Here is a 19218-nt window from a genome sequence, read left to right as displayed (position 1 = left end):
CCCCGGGCCTCTGCCGCCTACACTCCGGGCCCATGTCCGCAGAGAGCACGCCCCGGCGCGAAGTGGTCATGGGCGAGCCCCGGCGGGTGCGTCCACTGCCCCGTTACCGTGCCCAGTCGGAGATCGACGAGCAGACCGCGCTGGGCGGTGCCTACGTCCGTTCGCTGATGCGCAGTCAGCTCCGCGCCGGGCTCACCGCCTTCGCCGTCCTGGCCCTCGTCGCCGGAACCCTTCCCCTGGTCTTCGAGGCACTGCACAGCAACGCCCTGGTCTGGGCGGTGCTCGGCTTCGCCACCTATCCGCCGCTCACCCTGACCGCCTGGTGGTACGTGCGCAGGGCCGAGCGCAACGAGCGTGACTTCGCCCGACTCGTGGAAGGCCTCCCCGCACCGTGAGCGCACCCGGCCACCCCGCGGCGGTGGCGGCGGTCGCCCTCGTCGTCCTGGCCACCGTCCTCGTCGGCGGCTTCGGGCTGCGGATCTCCCGCACCACCTCCGACTTCTACGTGGCGTCGCGCACCGTACGGCCGAGGCTCAACGCCGCGGCCATCAGCGGCGAGTACCTGTCGGCGGCGTCCTTCCTCGGTATCGCGGGTCTGGTGCTGGTGCACGGTCCCGACATGCTCTGGTATCCGGTCGGCTACACCGCCGGATATCTTGTGCTGCTGGTGTTCGTCGCCGCTCCGCTGCGCCGCTCGGGGGCGTACACCCTTCCCGACTTCGCCGAGGGGCGGCTGGAGTCACGGCAGGTGCGCCGTCTTGTCAGCGTGTTCGTCGTCGGCGCCGGCTGGGTGTACCTGGTGCCGCAGCTCCAGGGCGCGGGACTCACCCTGAAGATCCTCACGGGTGCGCCCGGCTGGCTCGGCGATGTGCTCGTCGCCTCCGTCGTGGTGGTCGCCGTGGCCGCGGGCGGGATGCGCTCGATCACCTTCGTCCAGGTGTTCCAGTACTGGCTGAAGCTGACCGCGCTGCTGGTGCCCGCGATCTTCCTGGTGCTGGCCTGGCAGGGCGACGGACGGCCCCGGGTCAGCTTCGACGAGCAGCTCTCCGTCTTCCGCGCCGACCATCCGCTCTACGCGACGTACGGCCTGATCGTGGCGACCTTCCTCGGCACCATGGGCCTGCCCCATGTGGTGGTCCGCTTCTACACCAGCCCCAACGGCCGCGACGCCCGCCGCACCACGGTCGCGGTGCTCGCCCTGGTCGGCCTGTTCTATCTGCTGCCCCCGGTGTACGGGGCACTCGGCCGCCTGTACGCGCCCGAACTCATGCACGGCGGTGACGCCGACGCCGCCGTACTGCTGCTGCCCGCCCGGGTGATCGGCGGCCTCGGCGGTGATCTGCTCGGCGCGCTCCTCGCGGGCGGTGCCTTCGCCGCGTTCCTGTCCACGGCCTCCGGGCTCACCATGGCCGTCGCCGGAGTGATCACCCAGGACGTCCTGCCCTCACGGGGCGTACGCCAGTTCAGGCTCGCCACCGTCCTGGCCATCGCCGTACCGCTCGCCGGCTCGCTGGTGGTCAGCCGGGTACCGGTGGCCGACGCCGTCGGCATGGCCTTCGCCGTCTCCGCTTCGTCCTTCTGCCCCTTGCTCGTCCTCGGCATCTGGTGGCGGCGGCTCACCCCGCCCGGCGCCATCGCGGGGCTGCTGCTCGGCGGCGGGTCCGCGCTGCTGTCCGTGGCCATCACCGTCAGCGGAGCGGTGCGCCCGCCGGGCTGGCCGCACGCCCTGCTGGCCTGGCCCGCCGTCTGGTCGGTGCCGGTCGGGTTCCTCGCGATGATCCTGGTGTCCCTGGCCACTCCGGGACGGATACCGCCGGGCACCAACGCGGCCATGACCCGCTTCCATCTGCCGGAGGCGCTGACCTCGGGGCGCGTGCGATGACCGGGGCCGGGATCGCCGTCATCGCCGTGCTCGCCCTGCTGCTGTTCGGCACCGGCTTCCTGCTGGGCCGCACCGCCCGTCCCGTACGCACCAGCGATGTGGGTACACCCGTCGAGCACGCCACCTTCGAGACCCTGCACACGGCATCCCTCGCGGCGCCCCCGCTGCGCGCCGGGCTCACCGAGGAGAGCGCGCGCAGGTCGGCGCGCGGTCTGCGCTCGCTGCTCGGCACCGACGCCCTGTGCCTCACCGACCGCGACCGGGTGCTCGTGTGGGACGGCGAGGGGGACCACCACGGCGAGGACGTGATGCACCAGGTAGAGGGGCTGCTCGCCAGCGGCAGGGACACCGCCTTCCACAGCGACTGCGGTGACCTCGACTGCCCGCTGCGCTGGGCCGTCGCCGTCCCGCTGACGGTCGACCACCGGGTGCTCGGCACGCTCGTCGCCTACGCCCCCAGGGAGTCCGCGGTGCTCGCCAGGGCGGCGGGAGAGGTGGCCCGCTGGGTCTGCGTACAGCTGGAGCTCGCCGAGCTCGACCGCTCCCGTACGCAGCTCATCGAGGCCGAGATCAAGGCGCTGCGGGCGCAGATCTCCCCGCACTTCATCTTCAACTCACTGGCGGCCATCGCGTCGTTCGTCCGCACCGACCCGGAGCGGGCACGTGAACTGCTGCTGGAATTCGCCGACTTCACCCGCTACTCGTTCCGCAGGCACGGGGAGTTCACCACGCTGGCCGATGAACTCCACTCGATCGACCAGTATCTGGCGCTCGTGCGGGCGCGCTTCGGTGAGCGGCTCTCCGTGACCCTCCAGGTCGCACCCGAGGTGCTTCCCGTCTCGCTCCCGTTCCTCTGCCTCCAGCCCCTGGTCGAGAACGCCGTCAAACACGGTCTGGAAGGCGCCGTCACCCCGGCCAGGCCGCTGGGCAACGCCCCTGCTGACGCACCGATCCGCATCACGATCAGCGCGCTGGACGCCGGTGCCGAGGCGGAGGTCGTCATCGAGGACGACGGCACCGGGATGGAGCCCGAACGCCTCCGCGAGATCCTGCGCGGTGCGGGCGGCACCTCCACCGGCATCGGGCTGCTCAACGTGGACGAGCGGCTGCGCCAGGTGTACGGGGACGATTACGGCCTCGTCATCGAGACGGGCGTCGGAGCGGGCATGAAGATCACTGTGCGGCTCCCCAAGTACCGTGCGGGCGTCCACGGTTCATGACGGGCCGCCCGGCCGCCGCTCAGTACAGATGGACGGCCAGATGGCCCAGTGGCAGCCCCAGCTGCCACGCCGGCGTCCACACCCGTGTCTCGGCCTCCTCGTCCCGCGCCTCCGCGTCGTACGTCTCCTCGTCGACCGGCTCCCATGCGGGCGGGCCGATCGCGTCGAGGTCCGCGGCCAGCAGCTCCGTCTCCTCCAGCCACCGCCAGGCGGCCCGCGCCAGCGCGAGGTCGGGATCCGGGAGCCGGGCGGGGACGGTCGGCCGCTCCAGCGCGTCGAGGCGCGCGCAGACCCAGCGTCGCCAGGCCGCGCCGTAGGCCGTGAGCAGCCGTAGCTCGTCCACCCGCGCCGCGGGGAGCTCGTCGGCGCCCGCTCCGTCGGAGAGGAAGATCGTCAGCGCGAGCGCGTCGCGCCCCGCGCGGTACTCCAGGGTCGTCGGCTCCATCAGGTCGCCGGTCACCAGGACCTCGTCCGCGATGTACTCCGAGTACGTCCATGCCATCGGAACCAGCAGCCCGCCCCCGCTGGTTCCTTCGTGTTGTTCGGGACGCATCCCGTCTCGCCTCTTCTCTCGGCTCGGCACCGGGCTACACGCAGCATTGAACCGGGGACGCGCGCCCCGCGTGGGCAGAAGGGCAGGATCCGTCCGGAGATTCGAGGTGCGATGACCGCCGACCGCGGCGACGACCCGCATGTACGGCAGCTGCTGGGCGCCTATGTACTCGATGCTCTGGAAGCGGACGAGTGCCGGTCGGTCGCCCGGCATCTCCAGCGGTGCGAGGCATGCGCCGAGGCCTATGTGGAGGTCGCGGACGCGGTGTCCCTGCTGGCCCTGCTCAACGTGGACGACCTGCTGGAATAACCGGGCAGATTGCGGCTCAGCAGCCGTAGCGCGTAGTACGAGCGCGACTTGACGGTGCCCGCGGGTATGCCGAGCACCTGCGCGGTCTCGCCCACGCTGAGCCCCCGGAAGTAGATCTGCACGAGCACCGCCCGGTGTTCGGGACTGAGCGTGCTCACGGCCTCGCGCACGTCCAGGGCGTGGACCGCCGTGTCCGCGGTGTCGTCCTGGGCTGGGGCGCTCTCCAGCACCGCGTCGCTGACCTCGGCCGGGCGGGCCTGCCGTGACCTGCGGGCGTCGATGGCCAGGCGCCGCGCGACGGTGAAGAGCCAGGGGCGCATCGAGTCGTAGGGGGCGTCGAACGCCTCCGGGTGCTGCCAGGCGCGTACGAGCGTCTCCTGCAACAGGTCCTCCGCCCGCTGCCGGTCACCGAAGGTCAGCCCCAGCAGGAAGTGGAGCAGCGCGGGCCCGTGCTCCCGCTGGAGCTGGGCGAGGGCCCGCTCATCGGTTGTCGCCGTGGTCATCGTGAACGTCCCTTCCCGAAGAGGCCCCTGACGCCTCGCTCCCGCCTGGCGTATACGAACGCATCGGGGCGTGGGGGAACAGCCGGTGCACCGAGGTGTGCGCCGAGCGGTCGCACGGAGCGGCGAGTGGTGCGGTGAACGGTCGGCAGGACCGATACGGCTGATTCAGGTACTTAGTCGCTTTTGTTCTTGACTCGTCGGTATGAATATATGTGTATTCGGATGGCCGAAATCATCCGAACTGGGAGTCGTGCAGATGACCAAGCGCATTCGACTGGGCGCGGCGGTCGCCGTCGCCGGTCTGCTCGCCACCGCGACGGCCTGCGGCGGCGGACCGTCCTCGACCCCCGGTTTCGCCGGCCGGCACCTCGGCGGCGAGCGGGGTGCGGGCGGCGGGGGAGCGCAGGAGTCCCGTGGCTTCACGCTGCTGGCCTCGGGCGACATCCTGCCGCACGACTCGGTCATCGACCGGGCCGCCGCCGACGCCGACGGACAGGGCTTCGACTTCCGTCCGATGCTCAAGGGTGCCGCGCCCGCAGTCTCGGGCGCGGATCTCGCCATCTGCCACATGGAGACGGTGTACGGCCGGGCCGGCGGCCCCTACACCGGTTATCCGTCCTTCAAGTCACCGCCCCAGGTGGCCGACGCACTGCGCGCCACCGGCTTCGACTCCTGCTCCACCGCCTCCAACCACACCGTGGACGACGGGGCCGAGGGGATCGGACGCACACTCGACGCGCTGGACAGCGCCGGCGTGGCGCACGCCGGATCCGCGCGCTCGGCCGCCGAGGCGTCCCGGCCCACCCTGCTCAGGGCGGGCAAGGGCAAGGATGCGGCGAAGGTCGCGCACCTCGCCTACACCTACGGCACCAACGACATCCCGCTGCCCGACGGGCAGCCCTGGGCGGTCCGTCTGATCGACAAGGACCGGATCGTCGCGGACGCCCGTGGGGCCCGCAAGGCGGGTGCCGACGTGGTCGTCGTCTCCATGCACTGGGGCACCGAGTGGCAGGACGCCCCCGACGAGACCCAGCTCCGCCTCGGCCGTGAACTCACCGCGTCGAGCACCGGCGACCGCCCCGACATCGACCTGATCATCGGCACCCACGCCCATGTCCCCCAGGCGTACGAGAAGGTCAACGGCACCTGGATCGTCTACGGCATGGGCGACCAGGTCGCCGGAGCCATGGTCAACGAGGAGGGGGCGCAGGACCCCCGCGGCAACGAGAGCTCGATGGGCCGCTTCACCTTCGAGCCGCCCGCGAAGCCGGGGCAGCGGTGGGATGTCAAGAAGGCCGAATTCATTCCGCGGTGGTTCGACCCCGAGGCCGGTCGCGTCGTGAACCTCGACCCCGAGGCGTCAGGCAGGGCGGGGGAGAACGGCGACGGACTGCGCGAGATCCACGACCGGATCCAGTCCGTCGTCCTCAGCCGTGGCGCGGCCAAGGACGGACTCGTGGCCGGAAAGTGACACCCCGGAGCGTCACGGTACGACGGTGACCGGCCAGCGCCCCGCCTTGACGAGCCGGACCGCCACCGACCCGATGAAGCGGTGCCCGGCGGACTCGGACGCGCCGACGATCACCGCGTCCGCCTTCAGCTCGTCGGCCGCCGTCACGAGCCCGTTGTACGGATCCCCGTGGAACGTGTGGAACTCCCACCGGACATTCCATATGTCCCTGAGCCGCGCGGCCGATGTCCTGATCTCGGTCACCAGCCCCTCGGCGACCTCACTGGTCGTGTCGGCGACCGGAGCTCCCATGGCGGCTCCGGCCGACAGCACGGGCTGGACGTAGACAAGGGCGAGCATGGCGTTCTGCCGACGGGCGAGGCCCGCCGCGTACGCCGCGGACCGCATCGAGGACTCGGACCCGTCGATGCCCGCGACGATCACCTTGGGGCCGTCGGTGCCACGCTCGAAGCGGTGGTGTTGCTGGTCAGTCACGGCCCCGAGGGTAGCCGCTGCCGGCTGCCGCCCTCCGGGCGCCTCCGGGGAGCCCGGTCGCTGCCCGCCCGCGCACTCCATCCATCGGGTGCAAAACATCGCATCTCCGGTGTCGGCGGCAGTCGGTGACGTCGCTCCGTGCAAGCAGTTGGTCATGAAACATGATCAGATTCCGACGGAACGCCGTACCTTTCTGCGCCTCGCCCTCGCACTGGGGGCCGCCACCGCCGTCCACACGATCGCGGCGGATCCCGCAGGGACCCCCACCCGCCCCGGCGGTGCACCACCGGCCCCGGCCGCCGGACCTCCTGCGCAGGCCCGGGCGAACCCCAGCGCCTACCGGCTGCGGCCCATGACGGCGATCACACCGCCCCGCTTCCGGCCGGCCGCGCCGCCCGTGCGCACCCGGCCCTTCGAGGAGCTGCCCGAGCTGGGGAGCGACGCCATGGTGCTCAGCTTCGACGACGGCCCCGACCCCGTGTACACCCCCGCCATCCTCGCTACGCTGCGCGGATACGACGTCCGGGCGATGTTCTTCGTCTGCGGGGAGATGGCGGCCCACAACCGTGACCTGCTCCGGGAGATGGCGGACGACGGGCATGTGATCGGCAACCACTCCTGGTCGCACCCCCTCGTCCCGAAGCTCTCCCGTGGCGCCATCCGCGACGAACTGGGCAGCACCAGCGAGGTGATCGAGAAGACGCTGGGTGCCCCGCCGCTCTGGTACCGGGCTCCGTACGGCGCCTGGAACCGCAATTCCTTCGAGATCGGCGCCGAGATGGGCATGGAACCGATGGCCTGGACCCTCGACACGACGGACTGGACCACCCCGGGCACCGACACCATCGTCCGCCGGGTCGAGCAGGGCGCTGGGCCCGGTGTCGTGGTGCTGTCGCACGACGCGGGCGGAAACCGGTCCCAGAGCGTGGCCGCACTGCGCCGGTATCTGCCCGCGCTCATCGAGAGGGGCTACCGCCCCACCGTCCCGCGCCGCAGCTGACTGCGGGCGCCGCCCGGCTAGCGGGTCTCGACCAGCCGGGCGAAGACCACGACGTTCCCGTCGTAGCCGTTGGCCTTCGAGTAACCCCCGCCGCAGGTGATGACCCGGAGTTCGGCGTGACCGGTGTCGCCGTACACCCGGGGCCCGGGGAAGTCGTTCTTGGCGAAGACCTCGATGCCGTAGATCTCGAACACCGCGACCCGGTTGTCGTAGCGGGACACCTCGATCTGCTGCCCCTTGCTCAGGGAGCCCAGTCCGTAGAAGACCGCGGGACCCGCCAGGTTGTCGACGTGCCCGACCACCACGGAGGTGCCGCGCTCGCCGGGGGAGATGCCGTTCTGGTACCAGCCGGCGAGGTTCGGGTCCTGGGCGGGCGGGGCCTCGATCCAGCCGGCCGGGTCCAGGTTCACATCGACGACGGGCGCGTCCACGTCGATCGACGGAATCTGGATGCGTTCCGCGGGGGCGTAGGCGAGCGGCTGCACCGGGTCGCCGTCGGCCGGGGCGGACGCCGGGGTGTCCCGGGGCCCGGCGACGGAGGCCGCTGCGGCCGGCTGCGGCGGCCCGGGGGACGTCTCCACGCCGTTGCGCATGAGGGCGAGTCCGGTCAGCATCACCAGGGCGATGGCGCCCCACGGTGTGCGTCTGCTCCGCCCGGCGCCCCACTGGTCCCGGCCCATGGTTCTCCCTTCGTCGCGACATCGTCACGCTAGGCGCGGGTACGCGCGGCGGCGATCAGGGACGAGCGAACGGGTGGAGGCCGATCGTGCGGCCATGACGACTTCTTCACTTCGGAGTAATGAGCGGATAAAAGTTCTGACGGTCCGTGACCTGCGGCTCCGTCAGATCTCGCACGCGACTGACGGCGTGTCGGATCACCGGGGTGGAGCAGTGCCGAAATGCGACTCCTCCGGTATCTGGTGAGGGTTCGTCATGGGATGCGTTCTCATCGACTCCCGGAGGGCAGGACTCCGGGGCGCTTCCCGCTGGAGGTTCAAAGATGCGTGCTTCACGCACTCTCGCGGTGACCGCTACCGCCTTCGCGGCGGTCGGGCTCGCTGCCCCGCTGGCCGCCGCCGGAGGCGGGCCGGGCAGCAACCCGAGCAACGTCCCGACCAATGTCACGGTCAACCCGTCCTCGGTGCACCAGGGCGCCACGATGAAGGTCAGCGCGGAGGGATGCGGCAACTCCGGCGGAAAGGTGTGGTCGAACGCCTTCCCGACGGTGAACCTCTCGCCGGGCCGGGTCGGCTACGCCACCGCGCACATCAGGAACAACGCGACGCCCGGTCAGTACAGCCTGTCCGTGAAGTGCAACGACAGCGACAACAACTTCGGCGGCGGCAACGGTGGCGGCGGCCAGGGCGGCAACGGCGGCCAGGGTGGCAACGGGGACCAGCGCGGCGAGGGCGGCCAGGGTGGGAACGGTGGCCGTGGTGACCAGGGCGACCCGGTCGCGACGGCACGCTTCACCGTGCTTCCCTCGCGGGGCTCGCAGGGCGGCCTCGGCGGCTCGATGGGTCCCAGCTCCGTCGAGACGCAGGTCGGCGGTGGCCTCGTCGCGGCGGCGGCCATCGGTGGAGCTGTCTTCATTGTCCGTCGTCGTCGGATGAACAATGCGGCGATCTGACGCGTCGAACGTCCCGTCCGGCCCGATACGCCCGTCGCCCCGAGTCCTGGATCAGGACCCGGGGCGACTGTCGTCGGCCTGCGTGCGGTGAGGAGCTGTCAGTGCTGACGGTGGGTACGGCGCCTGCGCAGGACGTAGAAGGCGCCGGCCGACGCGACCGCAACCAGTGCGGAGCCGGCCGCGATCTCGGCGGGGTCCATCGTGTCGACGCTGCCGCCGAGACCACCCAGCACACCGCTGGGTGAGGCCGTGGAGCTGGTCGTGGGAGCCGTGGTGGGGCTGGCCGTGGGGGAGCTGGTGGCGCCGCTCGTGATGGTCAGATTCGCGGTCCGGGTGGCGGTGCCGCAGCGGAAGGTCACCTCGTAGGACGCACCCCGTTTGGCATCCCAGTCGACCGTGGCCGTGGCCGACCTTCCGCTCGGGATGGTGGTCGTGTCGAACACGCCCGAGAACGCGGTCGCATCGGTGGTGCACCCCGTGGCCCCGAGCGTCACCTGACCCCCCGGCGCGACGCTCGACGGGGTGATGCTCGGTGTGAACGAGGTGGACGGGCCGCCGCCCAGCACATCGGCCGACGCGGCCGGTGCCGTCAGAACGCAGGCGGCGGCGCCCAGCAGGGCGACGGGTGCGACACGTATCGCGCGCATGGTGAATCCTCCGGGTCCCGAGGAGCAGCCGCGGAACGGATTTCCGCGAGGCATGAAAATGCACCTCGATGGTCGAAACCGTAGAAGTGCCGCATATCACCCGCGATCGGTGTCAGGCGAATGGGGCAGCTTTGTCCCCCGGCCGGCTCACCGGCCGGGGGAGAGCCCCGAGAAGGTGTGCTCCTATCCACCCGCGGCGTGCGGGAACAGATGGATGAAGGGAGCGGTGGTCGCCGAGATGCCCCGGCCGAACGGGGCGTCGAAGTCCCAGATGAGGAAGAGGAGGAAGGCGATCAGCACGCTGAAGAGGCCCGCCAGGAGCAGTTCACGGAAGGTTCTGCGGATCTGGAGCGTGAAGATCAGCCCCACGGTGACCACCGCCCCGGTGATCAGGCCGAACCAGACGACCCCCGGCATGGTCGCGCCCGCGTTCTGCGCGCGGGCCGTCCGTGCGTCGTCGACGGCCGCCACCTCGTCCACCAGCGGCTGGTACGCCTCCCCCTCGTGGTCCGTCCGAGGCTCGTACTCCGTCACGTCGGCCCGCACCTGGTCGAGGAGCGTGGTGCCCTCGTCGGTGAGGCGCTGGTGGTCCGTCATCGACTTCCATTCGTCTCCGATGACGTGAGCCACGTAGGCGTCGACGTCGGCCCGGATGCGGTCGCGTACCTCGGCCGGATAGACGGCCGAGCGTGCGCTCACCTCGTGCAGGGCCTGGGCCTCAAGACGCACCGACTCCTGGGCGGCGCTACGGCCCTCCCAGACGCCCGCGATGGCGAGGCCGAGGACGATCGCGTACACCACGCCGATCATCATCGTCATGTACTCGATGACGTCGGGGGTCTCGGACGGGTCGTCGTCCTCGGGGATACGGCGGTTGCTGAGAACGGCGGTGGTCAGGACGACAGCGCATGCCGACGCCATCGCAATGGTCAGAACAAGCCATTCCGACATGGGTTCCCCTCTTCGGTCAGCGGGACGAGCGGGGCCGCAGCACGGCCACGGCGAAAACGGCGGGCGCGGTGATGAGAAGGGTGAGCGTGACCAGTGACGGCCCGGTCCTGGGTTCCTTGCGGACCGGCCTTCTGTAGGAGGGCAGCGCGACGCGAGCCGCGGCCGTGGGCGTGGGGCGGACGGTCGGCGTCGGGGAGGGGGTGGGCGTCGGCGTCGGGGTCGGCGTCGGGCTGGGCTCGGGTGGTGCGGGAGTAGGAGGGGGCGGAGGGGGCGGTGGAGGCGGTGGAGCTGGAGGTGGCGGGAGCGGCGGTGGTGGAGGAGGAGGAGGAGGAGGAGGAGGTGGCGCGGGTTCCGGCTCCGGCTCGGGCTCCGCGACGACCGCCCCGCAGCGCCCCTCGCCCGCCACGGCGACGGACGAGCCGCCGTCCTGGCCGATGGAGGCGACCGCGCAGTCGTCCGCGGTCGCCGCCGGCAGGGGGACGGCGAGCAGCAGGAGCAGGGTGGCGGCTGTCAGCCGCCATATGCGTGATCCGTACACGCCCGGGAGCATGTTCCTCCGAACCACTGGACACGCGGCGTGAGGGGTCGATTCGCCTGATGGAGGGGACATTCGGCAATTCGCGTTTGCGCCCGCCGGAACACTCCCGGACGCCCGTTGAACATCCGGGCGCCGGACACCTCGTACCAATTCACCGGAGGGTGAAGCCCGGAGGCCAACGGCCGTGACGTCGGCGGCATATGACACCCGGGCCCGTCGGCGCGAAGACGGCCGCACCCCGAATTCGCGCGCGAGCGACCCTTCGTGATGCCGTTGCGTCGCCGAATGTGCACAGGCAGCGACGGTGAGGCCGCACATGCCTGCGGTGTGTGACCAATAACGGATCTCTAATTTCCGTTTCCACTCGCTCTCTTGGCGGTCGATCAGTAGCCTCTGGTCAACACTGACCATGAACATGGCCGGATCGCCGTGGCGACTTGTTGGAGACATCGATGGAGCGTCCCGCCTGGGCACCGCAAGGCATTGACATCTCGGTGCCGAGCGTGTCTCGCATGTACGACTTCTATCTGGGCGGTTCGCACAATTTCGAGGTGGACAGGGAAGCGGCCCGCAAGGCCATGGAGTTCATGCCGGGCCTGCCCAAGGCCATGCAGGCCAATAGGGCCTTTATGCGACGCGCCGTGCACTACGCCACCACTTCGGGCGTCAACCAGTTCCTGGACATAGGTTCCGGCATACCGACCTTCGGCAATGTCCACGAAGTCGCCCAGGCGGCCGACCCCGAGGCACGGATCGTCTACGTCGACCACGACTCGGTCGCCGTCGCACACAGCCAGGCGGTGCTCGAGGGCAACGACCGGGCGGTCATCGCCGCCGCGGATCTGCGCAAGCCCCAGGAGATCCTGGAGAACCCGCAGATCAATGAACTCCTCGACCTGACAAAGCCGGTGGCGCTGCTCCTGGTGGCGGTGCTCCACTTCATCGAGGACGCCGACGACCCGTACGCCGCGGTCGCCGAGCTGCGCGACGCGCTGGCCCCCGGCAGCCTGCTGGTCCTCACCCACGCCTCGTACGAGGGCATTCCGCTCAGTCAGGAGGAGGCGGACGGGACGGTCGGTGTCTACCGCACCATTCGCAATCCGCTGATCATGCGCTCACCCGCGGAGATCAGCCGCTTCTTCGACGGATACGAGATGGTCGAGCCCGGGCTCGTCGCGATGCCCGAGTGGCGACCCGAGTCCTCGGGAACGCTCGCACAGGAGGACCCGTTCGCCTTCTCGGGCTTCGCCGGGGTTGGGCGCAAGGCGTGAGTATTCCCGCCCAGCCGTCAGGCGCGCCGGACTCGGAACCCGACGGCCCCGAGGGCCGGCTCCGGAGATTCGCCACCATCTGGAGCCGGGCGATCTTCCCGTCCACGGCCACCTCCATGTCCCGCCCCGAATTCGAGGAACATCTGCTGCCGCTCGCCCGGGAGCTCAACGACATCCTGCACACCCGGATCTTCGACGCGACGCCCGCGCACGGCGTCGGAGCCTCGCTGGTCGCCGCGCACTGCACGGACCCCGACGCACTGAGCTCCACGCTCGGTGTCATCGACTCCTACCTGGTCCTCTACTGCGGCGGCAACGGCCCGGTGGAGCTGTCGACCGAGGACAGCCGGGCCAGGTCCGCGCGGATCCAGCATGCCCTGGCCGGCGGGTTCACCCAGGCGCTGCGTGAACGGACCCTGGCCGAGCAGGAATCGATCGCCCGCTCCGCGCTCACCGCCCGCACGGACGCCGAGCAGGCACTCCACGCCACCGAGGCGCGGTTCCGCGCGGTCTTCAAGGACGCCGCCATCGGGATCAGCATCGCCGACCTCGAAGGCAACATCCTGGAGATCAACGACACGCTCACCCGGATGTTCGGCGGACTGGAGAACCATGTCCGCAGCCACAAGGTGCCGGAATGGGTGCACCCCGAGGACTCGCCGCACGTATGGAAGTACTACGAGGAGCTGGTGCGGGGCGAGCGCGAGCACTACAGCGTCGAGAAGGCGTACTACCGCAACGACGGCACGGTCCTGTGGACGAACCTCACCGTGTCGCTGCTGCGCGACGCGGAGGGCAGGCCTGAGTACCAGCTCGCCCTCATGGAGGACACCACCGAGCGGCGGCTGCTCAATCTGCGGCTGCGTTACGAGGCCACCCACGACGCGCTCACGGGCCTGCCCAACAGGACGCTGTTCTTCGAGCGCCTGGAGAAGGCGCTCGCGCCCAGGGAGTCCATGCGCTTCGGGCTCTGCTATCTCGATCTGGACGGCTTCAAGGCGATCAACGACAGTCTGGGCCACGCGGCGGGGGACCGTCTCCTGGTCGAGATCGCGGACCGGCTGCAGAGCTGTGCGACCGCCCCCGGCGAGATGGTCGCGCGGCTCGGCGGTGACGAGTTCGTGGCGCTCACGACCGGACCGAGCACCCAGGAGGAGGTGCACGAGCTGGCCGGGCGCATCCTGTCGGCACTGGCCACACCCGTCCGTCTCGACGGCCGGGAGCTGACCGTACGGGGATCCATCGGCATCGTCGAAGGCCCCTCGGGTGAACGCACCGCGGCCGAGGTGCTCCGCAGCGCCGACATCACGATGTACCGGGCCAAGGCGGCCGGCGGGAACCGCTTCGCGCTCGCCGACGCCGAGGCCGACGCCCGCGCCATCACCCGGCACGGGCTGACCACGGCGCTGCCGGCGGCGCTGGACCGCGGCGAGTTCTTCATCGAGTACCAGCCGCTGGTGCACCTCGGGGACGGCAGCGTGCACGGCGCCGAGGCGCTGGTGCGCTGGTGCCATCCGCAGCACGGTGTGCTGGGGCCCGACCGGTTCATCCCGCTCGCCGAGCACACCGGGCTCATCATTCCGCTCGGCCGCTGGGTCCTGGAGGAGTCCGTCAAGCAGGCGAACTTCTGGCAGGAACGTCACACCGACGGCGGGCCCCTGCGGATCAACGTCAACCTTTCGCCGACCCAGCTGCACCACCCGGGACTGGTCGCCGAGATCGTGGACGTGCTGGAGCGCTCCGGCCTGGAGTCCGGCGCCCTCTGCCTCGAGGTCACCGAGTCCGCCCTGATCGGCGCCGACGACGACCTGCTCAAGCCGCTGCGTCAGCTTGCGGAGATGGGCGTCGACATCGCGCTCGACGACTTCGGCACCGGCTACTCGAATCTGGCGAACCTGCGCCGGCTGCCGGTGAGCATCCTCAAGCTGGATCGTTCCTTCACCCAGGGAATGCAGCAGCATCCGGCCGACCCGGTCGACCTGAAGATCGTCGAAGGCATCGTGTCGCTCGCCCACAGCCTGGACCTCGCGGTCACGGTGGAGGGGGTCGAGACCGGTGCCCAGGCCGAACAGCTGCGGAAGATCGGCTGCGACACCGCTCAGGGCTGGTACTACGCGCGTCCGGGAGCGCCGGACCGGATCCACTCGCTGCTGCTGGCCGACGCGGTCTGACGCCCCGTCCTCAGCCGCCGCCCGGACCCGGCCCACCGGCGGCGGCCGAGGACGCGGCAGGCGGCCCCGCGCCCAGAAGCATCCGCTGGAGCTCACGCGCCGCCCGCGGCGGCTCGACGTCGCTGCGGTGCGCCAGCGCGATGGTGCGCCGCAGAGCCGGAGACGCCAGCGGTGTCGTCCGCAGGCCCTGGCCCGCTCGCGCGGCGACCATATGAGGCACGACGGCGATCCCCAGCCCCGCCCGTACGAAGCCGAGCACGGCGTCCATCTCGCCGCCCTCCACCGTGAACGACGGCTCGAAGCCCTCGGCCCGGCACGCGGCGACGGTCAGCTCCCTCAGGTCGTAGCCGTGCCGGAACATCACAAGGGGCTCGTTCTCCAGGTCGGCGACGTGCACCGACCCCTTCCGTCCCGGCGCGGGCCGGGACGCCGACGACACCACCACCAGGTCCTCGTGGAGCAGCTCCACCGTGGTGAGGGCGGGCGAGCCCGCGGGCAGCGGCAGCACGAGCAGGGCGAGATCCAGGGCGCCCCGAGCCAGCTGCCGTACGAGGTCGTGGGAGCCGCCCTCCTCGATCAGGAGCTGGATCCCCGGGTGTGTGCCGTGGAAGGCGCGCAGCACCTCGGGCAGCAGGCCCGTGCAGACGCTGGGGGTGGCGCCGAGCCTGATCCGCCCCCGGCGCAGCTGTACGAGCTCCTGCACCTCGTGCCGGGCGGTGTCCGCGTCCGCGAGGATCCTGCGGGCGAGCGGCAGAAGTGCCTCACCCGCGTCGGTCAGCGCGATGTTGCCGCGTGCCCGGCTGAACAGCTCGGCGCCCAGCTCGTTCTCCAGGGCCTTGATCTGCTGGGAGAGGGAGGGCTGTGACACATGCACCTCCTCGGCGGCCCGGGTGAAGTGCCGTGCCTCGGCGACGGCCACGAAATAGGCGAGCTGCTGGAAGTGCATACCTCCGAGCATAACGAGTCCATAGCCAATACCTATGGAGATGAGTCATTTCATGTCTTGGACTGATGATGCCCTGCGGCCCTAGCGTCGTGTCCATGGCATTGGCAACGCGGACGGACCGACGGCCGTCCATGACGCGTACGCTCTGGGACTCGTCCGTCGGCAAGAAGACGATCATGGCTGTGAGCGGCCTGATCATGCTCGGTTATCTGGTCGTCCACATGCTGGGCAACCTGAAGATCTTCTTCGGATCCGGCGAGTTCAATCACTACGCGCACTGGCTCAGGACCCTCGGCGAGCCTTTCCTGCACTACGAGTGGGCGCTGTGGATCATCCGCGTGGTGCTCGTCGCGGCCGTCGTCCTGCACGCGGTCTCGGCGTACCAGCTGAGCCGGCGCGACCTCAGGGCACGCCCGACGGCGTACGTCCACAAGAAGGCGCGCTCCAGCTATGCCACGCGGACCATGCGCTACGGCGGCGTCATCCTCGCGCTGTTCATCGTCTGGCACCTCCTGGACCTCACGACCGGCACCGTGCACAGCGGATTCCAGCCCGGTCACCCCTACCAGAACGTCCTCGACACCTTCTCGACCTGGTACGGCAACGTCATCTACATCGTCGCCGTGCTCGCCCTCGGTCTGCACGTCCAGCACGGGTTCTGGAGCGCGGCGCAGACCCTCGGCGTGGGCAGCGCGACCCGTGACCGTGTCCTGAAGACCCTCGCCAATGTCTTCGCAGTGGTGCTGACGGCGGGTTTCGTCTCCGTGCCCGTCGCCGTGATGACCGGAGTGGTGAGCTGACATGAGCGACTACACGAACTACCGCACGGGCGAACCCGTCGTCGACACCAAGGCGCCCGAGGGCCCCGTCGCCGACCGCTGGGACACCCGCCGCTTCGAGGCGAAGCTCGTCAACCCCGCCAACCGCCGCAAGCACACCGTCATCGTCGTCGGCACCGGCCTAGCGGGCGGCTCGGCCGGTGCGACCCTCGCCGAACAGGGCTACCACGTCGTCCAGTTCTGCTTCCAGGACTCGCCCAGGCGAGCCCACTCCGTCGCAGCGCAGGGCGGCATCAACGCGGCCAAGAACTACCGCAACGACGGCGACTCCGTGCACCGCCTCTTCTACGACACCGTCAAGGGCGGGGACTTCCGCGCCCGGGAGTCCAACGTCCACCGGCTGGCCGAGATCTCGGTGGAGATCATCGACCAGTGCGTCGCCCAGGGCGTCCCCTTCGCCCGCGAGTACGGCGGTCTCCTCGACAACCGCTCCTTCGGCGGCGTCCAGGTCTCCCGCACCTTCTACGCCCGCGGCCAGACGGGGCAGCAGCTGCTCCTCGGCGCCTACCAGGCGCTCTCCCGCCAGATCGCCGCGGGCAACGTCGAACTGCACTCCCGCACCGAGATGCTCGACCTGATCGTCGTCGACGGCAAGGCCCGCGGCATCGTGGCCCGCGACCTCGTCACCGGGAAGACCGACACCTACTTCGCCGACGCGGTCGTCCTGGCCAGTGGTGGCTACGGCAACGTCTTCTACCTGTCGACGAACGCCATGAACTCCAACGCCACCGCGATCTGGCGCGCCCACCGGCGCGGCGCGTACTTCGCGAACCCCTGCTTCACCCAGATCCACCCCACCTGCATCCCGCGTACCGGCGACCACCAGTCGAAGCTCACCCTGATGAGCGAGTCGCTGCGCAACGACGGACGCATCTGGGTCCCGAAGGCCAAGGGCGACGACCGCCCCGCCAACCAGATCCCGGAGGACGAGCGGGACTACTACCTGGAGCGGATCTACCCGGCCTTCGGCAACCTCGTGCCCCGCGACATCGCCTCGCGCGCCGCGAAGAACGTCTGCGACGAGGGCCGTGGCGTCGGCCCCGGCGGCCAGGGCGTCTACCTCGACTTCGCCGAGGCCATCGCGCGCATGGGCCGCAGGGCGGTCGAGGAGAAGTACGGCAACCTCTTCGACATGTACGCGCGGATCACGGCGGAGAACCCGTACGAGACGCCGATGCGCATCTACCCCGCCGTGCATTACACGATGGGTGGCCTCTGGGTCGACTACGACCTGCAGACCACGATCCCCGGCCTCTTCGCCGTGGGCGAGGCCAACTTCTCCGACCACGGAGCCAACCGACTCGGTGCCTCCGCACTGATGCAGGGCCTCGCCGACGGCTACTTCGTCCTGCCGTCGACCATCAACGACTACCTCGCCCGCAACCCGCACAGCGAGGAGATCGACGCCGGCCACCCGGCGGTCACCGAGGCACTCGCCGAGACCGAGGACCGGCTCAACCTCCTCCTCGCGGTCGACGGGGACCGTACCCCGGACTCCTTCCACCGGGAGATCGGCGAACTCATGTGGGAGTTCTGCGGGATGGCCCGCACCGAGGAGGGCCTGCGCACGGCTCTCGACCGGATCCCGCGTATCCGTGAGGAGTTCTGGCGCCGCATCAAGGTGCCCGGCACCGGCGAACAGTTCAACCAGTCGCTGGAGAAGGCCAACCGCGTCGTCGACTACCTGGAGCTCGCCGAGCTCATGTGCCTCGACGCCCTGCACCGCGCCGAGTCCTGCGGCGGCCACTTCCGTGAGGAGTCCCAGACCCCCGACGGCGAGGCCGCCCGCCGCGACGAGGAGTTCTCCTACGCGGCGGCCTGGGAGTTCAGCGCCACCGGCGAGGCCCCCGTCCTGCACAAGGAAGACCTCGTCTTCGAGTACGTCCACCCCACTCAGCGGAGCTACGCATGAAGCTCACCCTGCGCGTCTGGCGCCAGCAGAACGCCGAGGCGCCCGGCGCCATGGCCACCTACGAAGTCGACGGCATCTCCCAGGACATGTCGTTCCTGGAGATGCTCGACACCCTCAACGAGGAGCTCATCCTCGGCGGGGACGAGCCCGTCGCCTTCGACCACGACTGCCGTGAGGGCATCTGCGGTGCCTGCAGCCTCGTCATCAACGGCGACGCCCACGGCCCGAGTGGGGTCTCCCCTGCTCAAGCGGATTCGAGAGCTTGGGGAAGGACGACCACCTGCCAGCTCCACATGCGGTCCTTCCAGGACGGCGACACCATCGACATCGAACCCTGGCGCGCCTCGGCCTTCCCGGTCGTCAAGGACCTCGTCGTCGACCGCTCCTCCTTCGACCGGATCATCCAGGCGGGCGGCTACATCTCGGCGCCCACCGGCACCGCGCCTGACGCGCACGCCACCCCGGTGCCCAAGCCGGACGCCGACTCGGCCTTCGAGCACGCCGAGTGCATCGGCTGCGGCGCCTGCGTCGCCGCCTGCCCGAACGGCTCGGCGATGCTCTTCACCTCCGCCAAGATCAACCACCTCAATGTGCTCCCGCAGGGCGCGCCCGAGCGCGAGACCAGGGTGCTCGACATGGTCGCCACCATGGACGACGAGGGCTTCGGCGGCTGCACGCTGACCGGCGAATGCGCCACGGCCTGCCCCAAGGGCATCCCGCTGCCGTCGATCACAGCCATGAACAAGGAGTGGCTGCGCGCCAACCGCAAGGTGCGCCGCTGACCCGCCCGCCATCGCTCCGTGTACGGGTGGATCCCCCGGACCGCAGGAATCAGGCCCGTCCTGCCCGACCCTTCCCGGGGTTCCGCACGGTACTTTGGAAGGGAAGGTAGGCCCCTGAA

The 19218-nt window shown here is 70.3% G+C and carries 20 protein-coding genes; 12 read left to right on the top strand and 8 right to left on the bottom strand.

Going from position 1 to position 19218, the window contains the following annotated elements; translation table 11 throughout:
• Positions 1-32: 32 nt before the first annotated feature.
• Genes OG623_RS01545 through OG623_RS01535 form a run of 3 tightly spaced genes read left to right on the top strand, consistent with a single transcriptional unit; the run spans position 33 to position 3102 of the window.
• Positions 33-395, top strand: coding sequence for a hypothetical protein (locus tag OG623_RS01545; RefSeq protein WP_362890931.1), 363 nt, complete (start codon positions 33-35; stop codon positions 393-395).
• Entirely contained in the window at positions 392-1882 is a 1491-nt protein-coding gene (locus tag OG623_RS01540; RefSeq protein WP_406143558.1) for a cation acetate symporter, read from the top strand. Before OG623_RS01545 ends, OG623_RS01540 begins: the two co-directional genes overlap by 4 nt.
• Positions 1879-3102, top strand: a complete 1224-nt coding sequence (locus OG623_RS01535; RefSeq protein WP_406143557.1) for a sensor histidine kinase — start codon at positions 1879-1881, stop codon at positions 3100-3102. The genes OG623_RS01540 and OG623_RS01535 overlap by 4 nt, the downstream gene beginning before the upstream one ends.
• A gap of 19 nt (positions 3103-3121) precedes the next feature.
• Here the strand turns inward: OG623_RS01535 and OG623_RS01530 are convergent, their stop codons facing one another.
• Positions 3122-3655, bottom strand: coding sequence for a hypothetical protein (locus tag OG623_RS01530; protein WP_406143556.1), 534 nt, complete (start codon positions 3653-3655; stop codon positions 3122-3124).
• Between the two features lie 111 nt (positions 3656-3766).
• Between OG623_RS01530 and OG623_RS01525 the strand changes: the two genes are divergently transcribed.
• Positions 3767-3964 carry a zf-HC2 domain-containing protein gene (locus tag OG623_RS01525; RefSeq protein WP_406143554.1) on the top strand — a complete coding sequence of 66 codons (198 nt, stop codon included), beginning with the start codon at positions 3767-3769 and terminating at the stop codon, positions 3962-3964.
• On the opposite strand, the gene OG623_RS01520 is transcribed toward OG623_RS01525, so the two are convergent.
• Entirely contained in the window at positions 3898-4467 is a 570-nt protein-coding gene (locus tag OG623_RS01520) for a sigma-70 family RNA polymerase sigma factor (protein ID WP_406143552.1), read from the bottom strand. The genes OG623_RS01525 and OG623_RS01520 overlap by 67 nt on opposite strands.
• Before the next feature lie 256 nt (positions 4468-4723).
• Here OG623_RS01520 and OG623_RS01515 point away from each other — a divergent pair, with 256 nt between their 5' ends.
• Complete coding sequence (locus tag OG623_RS01515) at positions 4724-5938, top strand: CapA family protein (RefSeq protein WP_406143551.1); 1215 nt, start codon at positions 4724-4726, stop codon at positions 5936-5938.
• A gap of 12 nt (positions 5939-5950) precedes the next feature.
• Here OG623_RS01515 and OG623_RS01510 read toward each other — a convergent pair whose 3' ends face one another.
• Complete coding sequence (locus tag OG623_RS01510) at positions 5951-6412, bottom strand: universal stress protein (RefSeq protein WP_406143550.1); 462 nt, start codon at positions 6410-6412, stop codon at positions 5951-5953.
• A 154-nt stretch (positions 6413-6566) separates the two neighbouring features.
• Here OG623_RS01510 and OG623_RS01505 point away from each other — a divergent pair, with 154 nt between their 5' ends.
• A complete protein-coding gene (locus OG623_RS01505) occupies positions 6567-7412 on the top strand; it encodes a polysaccharide deacetylase family protein (protein ID WP_406143548.1) in 846 nt (281 codons plus the stop codon).
• 17 nt (positions 7413-7429) lie between these two features.
• Here OG623_RS01505 and OG623_RS01500 read toward each other — a convergent pair whose 3' ends face one another.
• Positions 7430-8092: a class F sortase gene (locus tag OG623_RS01500; protein WP_406143547.1), complete on the bottom strand. Its 663-nt coding sequence runs from the start codon at positions 8090-8092 to the stop codon at positions 7430-7432.
• 320 nt (positions 8093-8412) lie between these two features.
• On the opposite strand from OG623_RS01500, the gene OG623_RS01495 reads away from it, so the two are divergent.
• Positions 8413-9042, top strand: a complete 630-nt coding sequence (locus tag OG623_RS01495) for a hypothetical protein (RefSeq protein WP_406143545.1) — start codon at positions 8413-8415, stop codon at positions 9040-9042.
• 98 nt (positions 9043-9140) lie between these two features.
• Here the strand turns inward: OG623_RS01495 and OG623_RS01490 are convergent, their stop codons facing one another.
• The 3 genes from OG623_RS01490 to OG623_RS01480 all read right to left on the bottom strand — a co-directional run bounded on the left by OG623_RS01490 (position 9141) and on the right by OG623_RS01480 (position 11178).
• Positions 9141-9689, bottom strand: a complete 549-nt coding sequence (locus OG623_RS01490) for a hypothetical protein (protein ID WP_406143543.1) — start codon at positions 9687-9689, stop codon at positions 9141-9143.
• Between the two features lie 183 nt (positions 9690-9872).
• Positions 9873-10640, bottom strand: a complete 768-nt coding sequence (locus OG623_RS01485) for a DUF4239 domain-containing protein (RefSeq protein WP_406143541.1) — start codon at positions 10638-10640, stop codon at positions 9873-9875.
• A 16-nt stretch (positions 10641-10656) separates the two neighbouring features.
• Positions 10657-11178 carry a hypothetical protein gene (locus tag OG623_RS01480; RefSeq protein WP_406143539.1) on the bottom strand — a complete coding sequence of 174 codons (522 nt, stop codon included), beginning with the start codon at positions 11176-11178 and terminating at the stop codon, positions 10657-10659.
• Positions 11179-11630: 452 nt separating this feature from the next.
• Here OG623_RS01480 and OG623_RS01475 point away from each other — a divergent pair, with 452 nt between their 5' ends.
• Both OG623_RS01475 and OG623_RS01470 read left to right on the top strand, forming a co-directional pair.
• On the top strand, positions 11631-12449 hold the full coding sequence (locus tag OG623_RS01475) for an SAM-dependent methyltransferase (RefSeq protein WP_406143537.1): 819 nt from the start codon (positions 11631-11633) through the stop codon (positions 12447-12449).
• Entirely contained in the window at positions 12446-14620 is a 2175-nt protein-coding gene (locus tag OG623_RS01470) for a putative bifunctional diguanylate cyclase/phosphodiesterase (RefSeq protein WP_406143535.1), read from the top strand. The genes OG623_RS01475 and OG623_RS01470 overlap by 4 nt, the downstream gene beginning before the upstream one ends.
• A 10-nt stretch (positions 14621-14630) precedes the next feature.
• Here the strand turns inward: OG623_RS01470 and OG623_RS01465 are convergent, their stop codons facing one another.
• Positions 14631-15566, bottom strand: coding sequence for a LysR family transcriptional regulator (locus tag OG623_RS01465; protein WP_406143534.1), 936 nt, complete (start codon positions 15564-15566; stop codon positions 14631-14633).
• Between the two features lie 95 nt (positions 15567-15661).
• Between OG623_RS01465 and OG623_RS01460 the strand changes: the two genes are divergently transcribed.
• From OG623_RS01460 to OG623_RS01450, 3 genes are read left to right on the top strand one after another with little or no spacing between them, the layout of a single operon-like run.
• On the top strand, positions 15662-16366 hold the full coding sequence (locus OG623_RS01460; protein WP_406143532.1) for a succinate dehydrogenase: 705 nt from the start codon (positions 15662-15664) through the stop codon (positions 16364-16366).
• A gap of 1 nt (position 16367) precedes the next feature.
• A complete protein-coding gene (locus OG623_RS01455; RefSeq protein ID WP_406143530.1) occupies positions 16368-18317 on the top strand; it encodes a fumarate reductase/succinate dehydrogenase flavoprotein subunit in 1950 nt (649 codons plus the stop codon).
• The gene (locus OG623_RS01450) at positions 18314-19099 is read left to right on the top strand and encodes a succinate dehydrogenase/fumarate reductase iron-sulfur subunit (RefSeq protein WP_406143528.1); all 786 of its coding nucleotides are present in this window, start codon (positions 18314-18316) and stop codon (positions 19097-19099) included. Before OG623_RS01455 ends, OG623_RS01450 begins: the two co-directional genes overlap by 4 nt.
• The last annotated feature ends 119 nt before the right edge of the window (positions 19100-19218 follow it).

The sequence above is a fragment of the Streptomyces sp. NBC_01012 genome (assembly GCF_045162755.1).
Lineage (GTDB): Bacteria > Actinomycetota > Actinomycetes > Streptomycetales > Streptomycetaceae > Streptomyces.
Note: the sequence above shows the minus strand (reverse complement) of the source record. Positions and strands in the feature narration are given on the sequence as shown.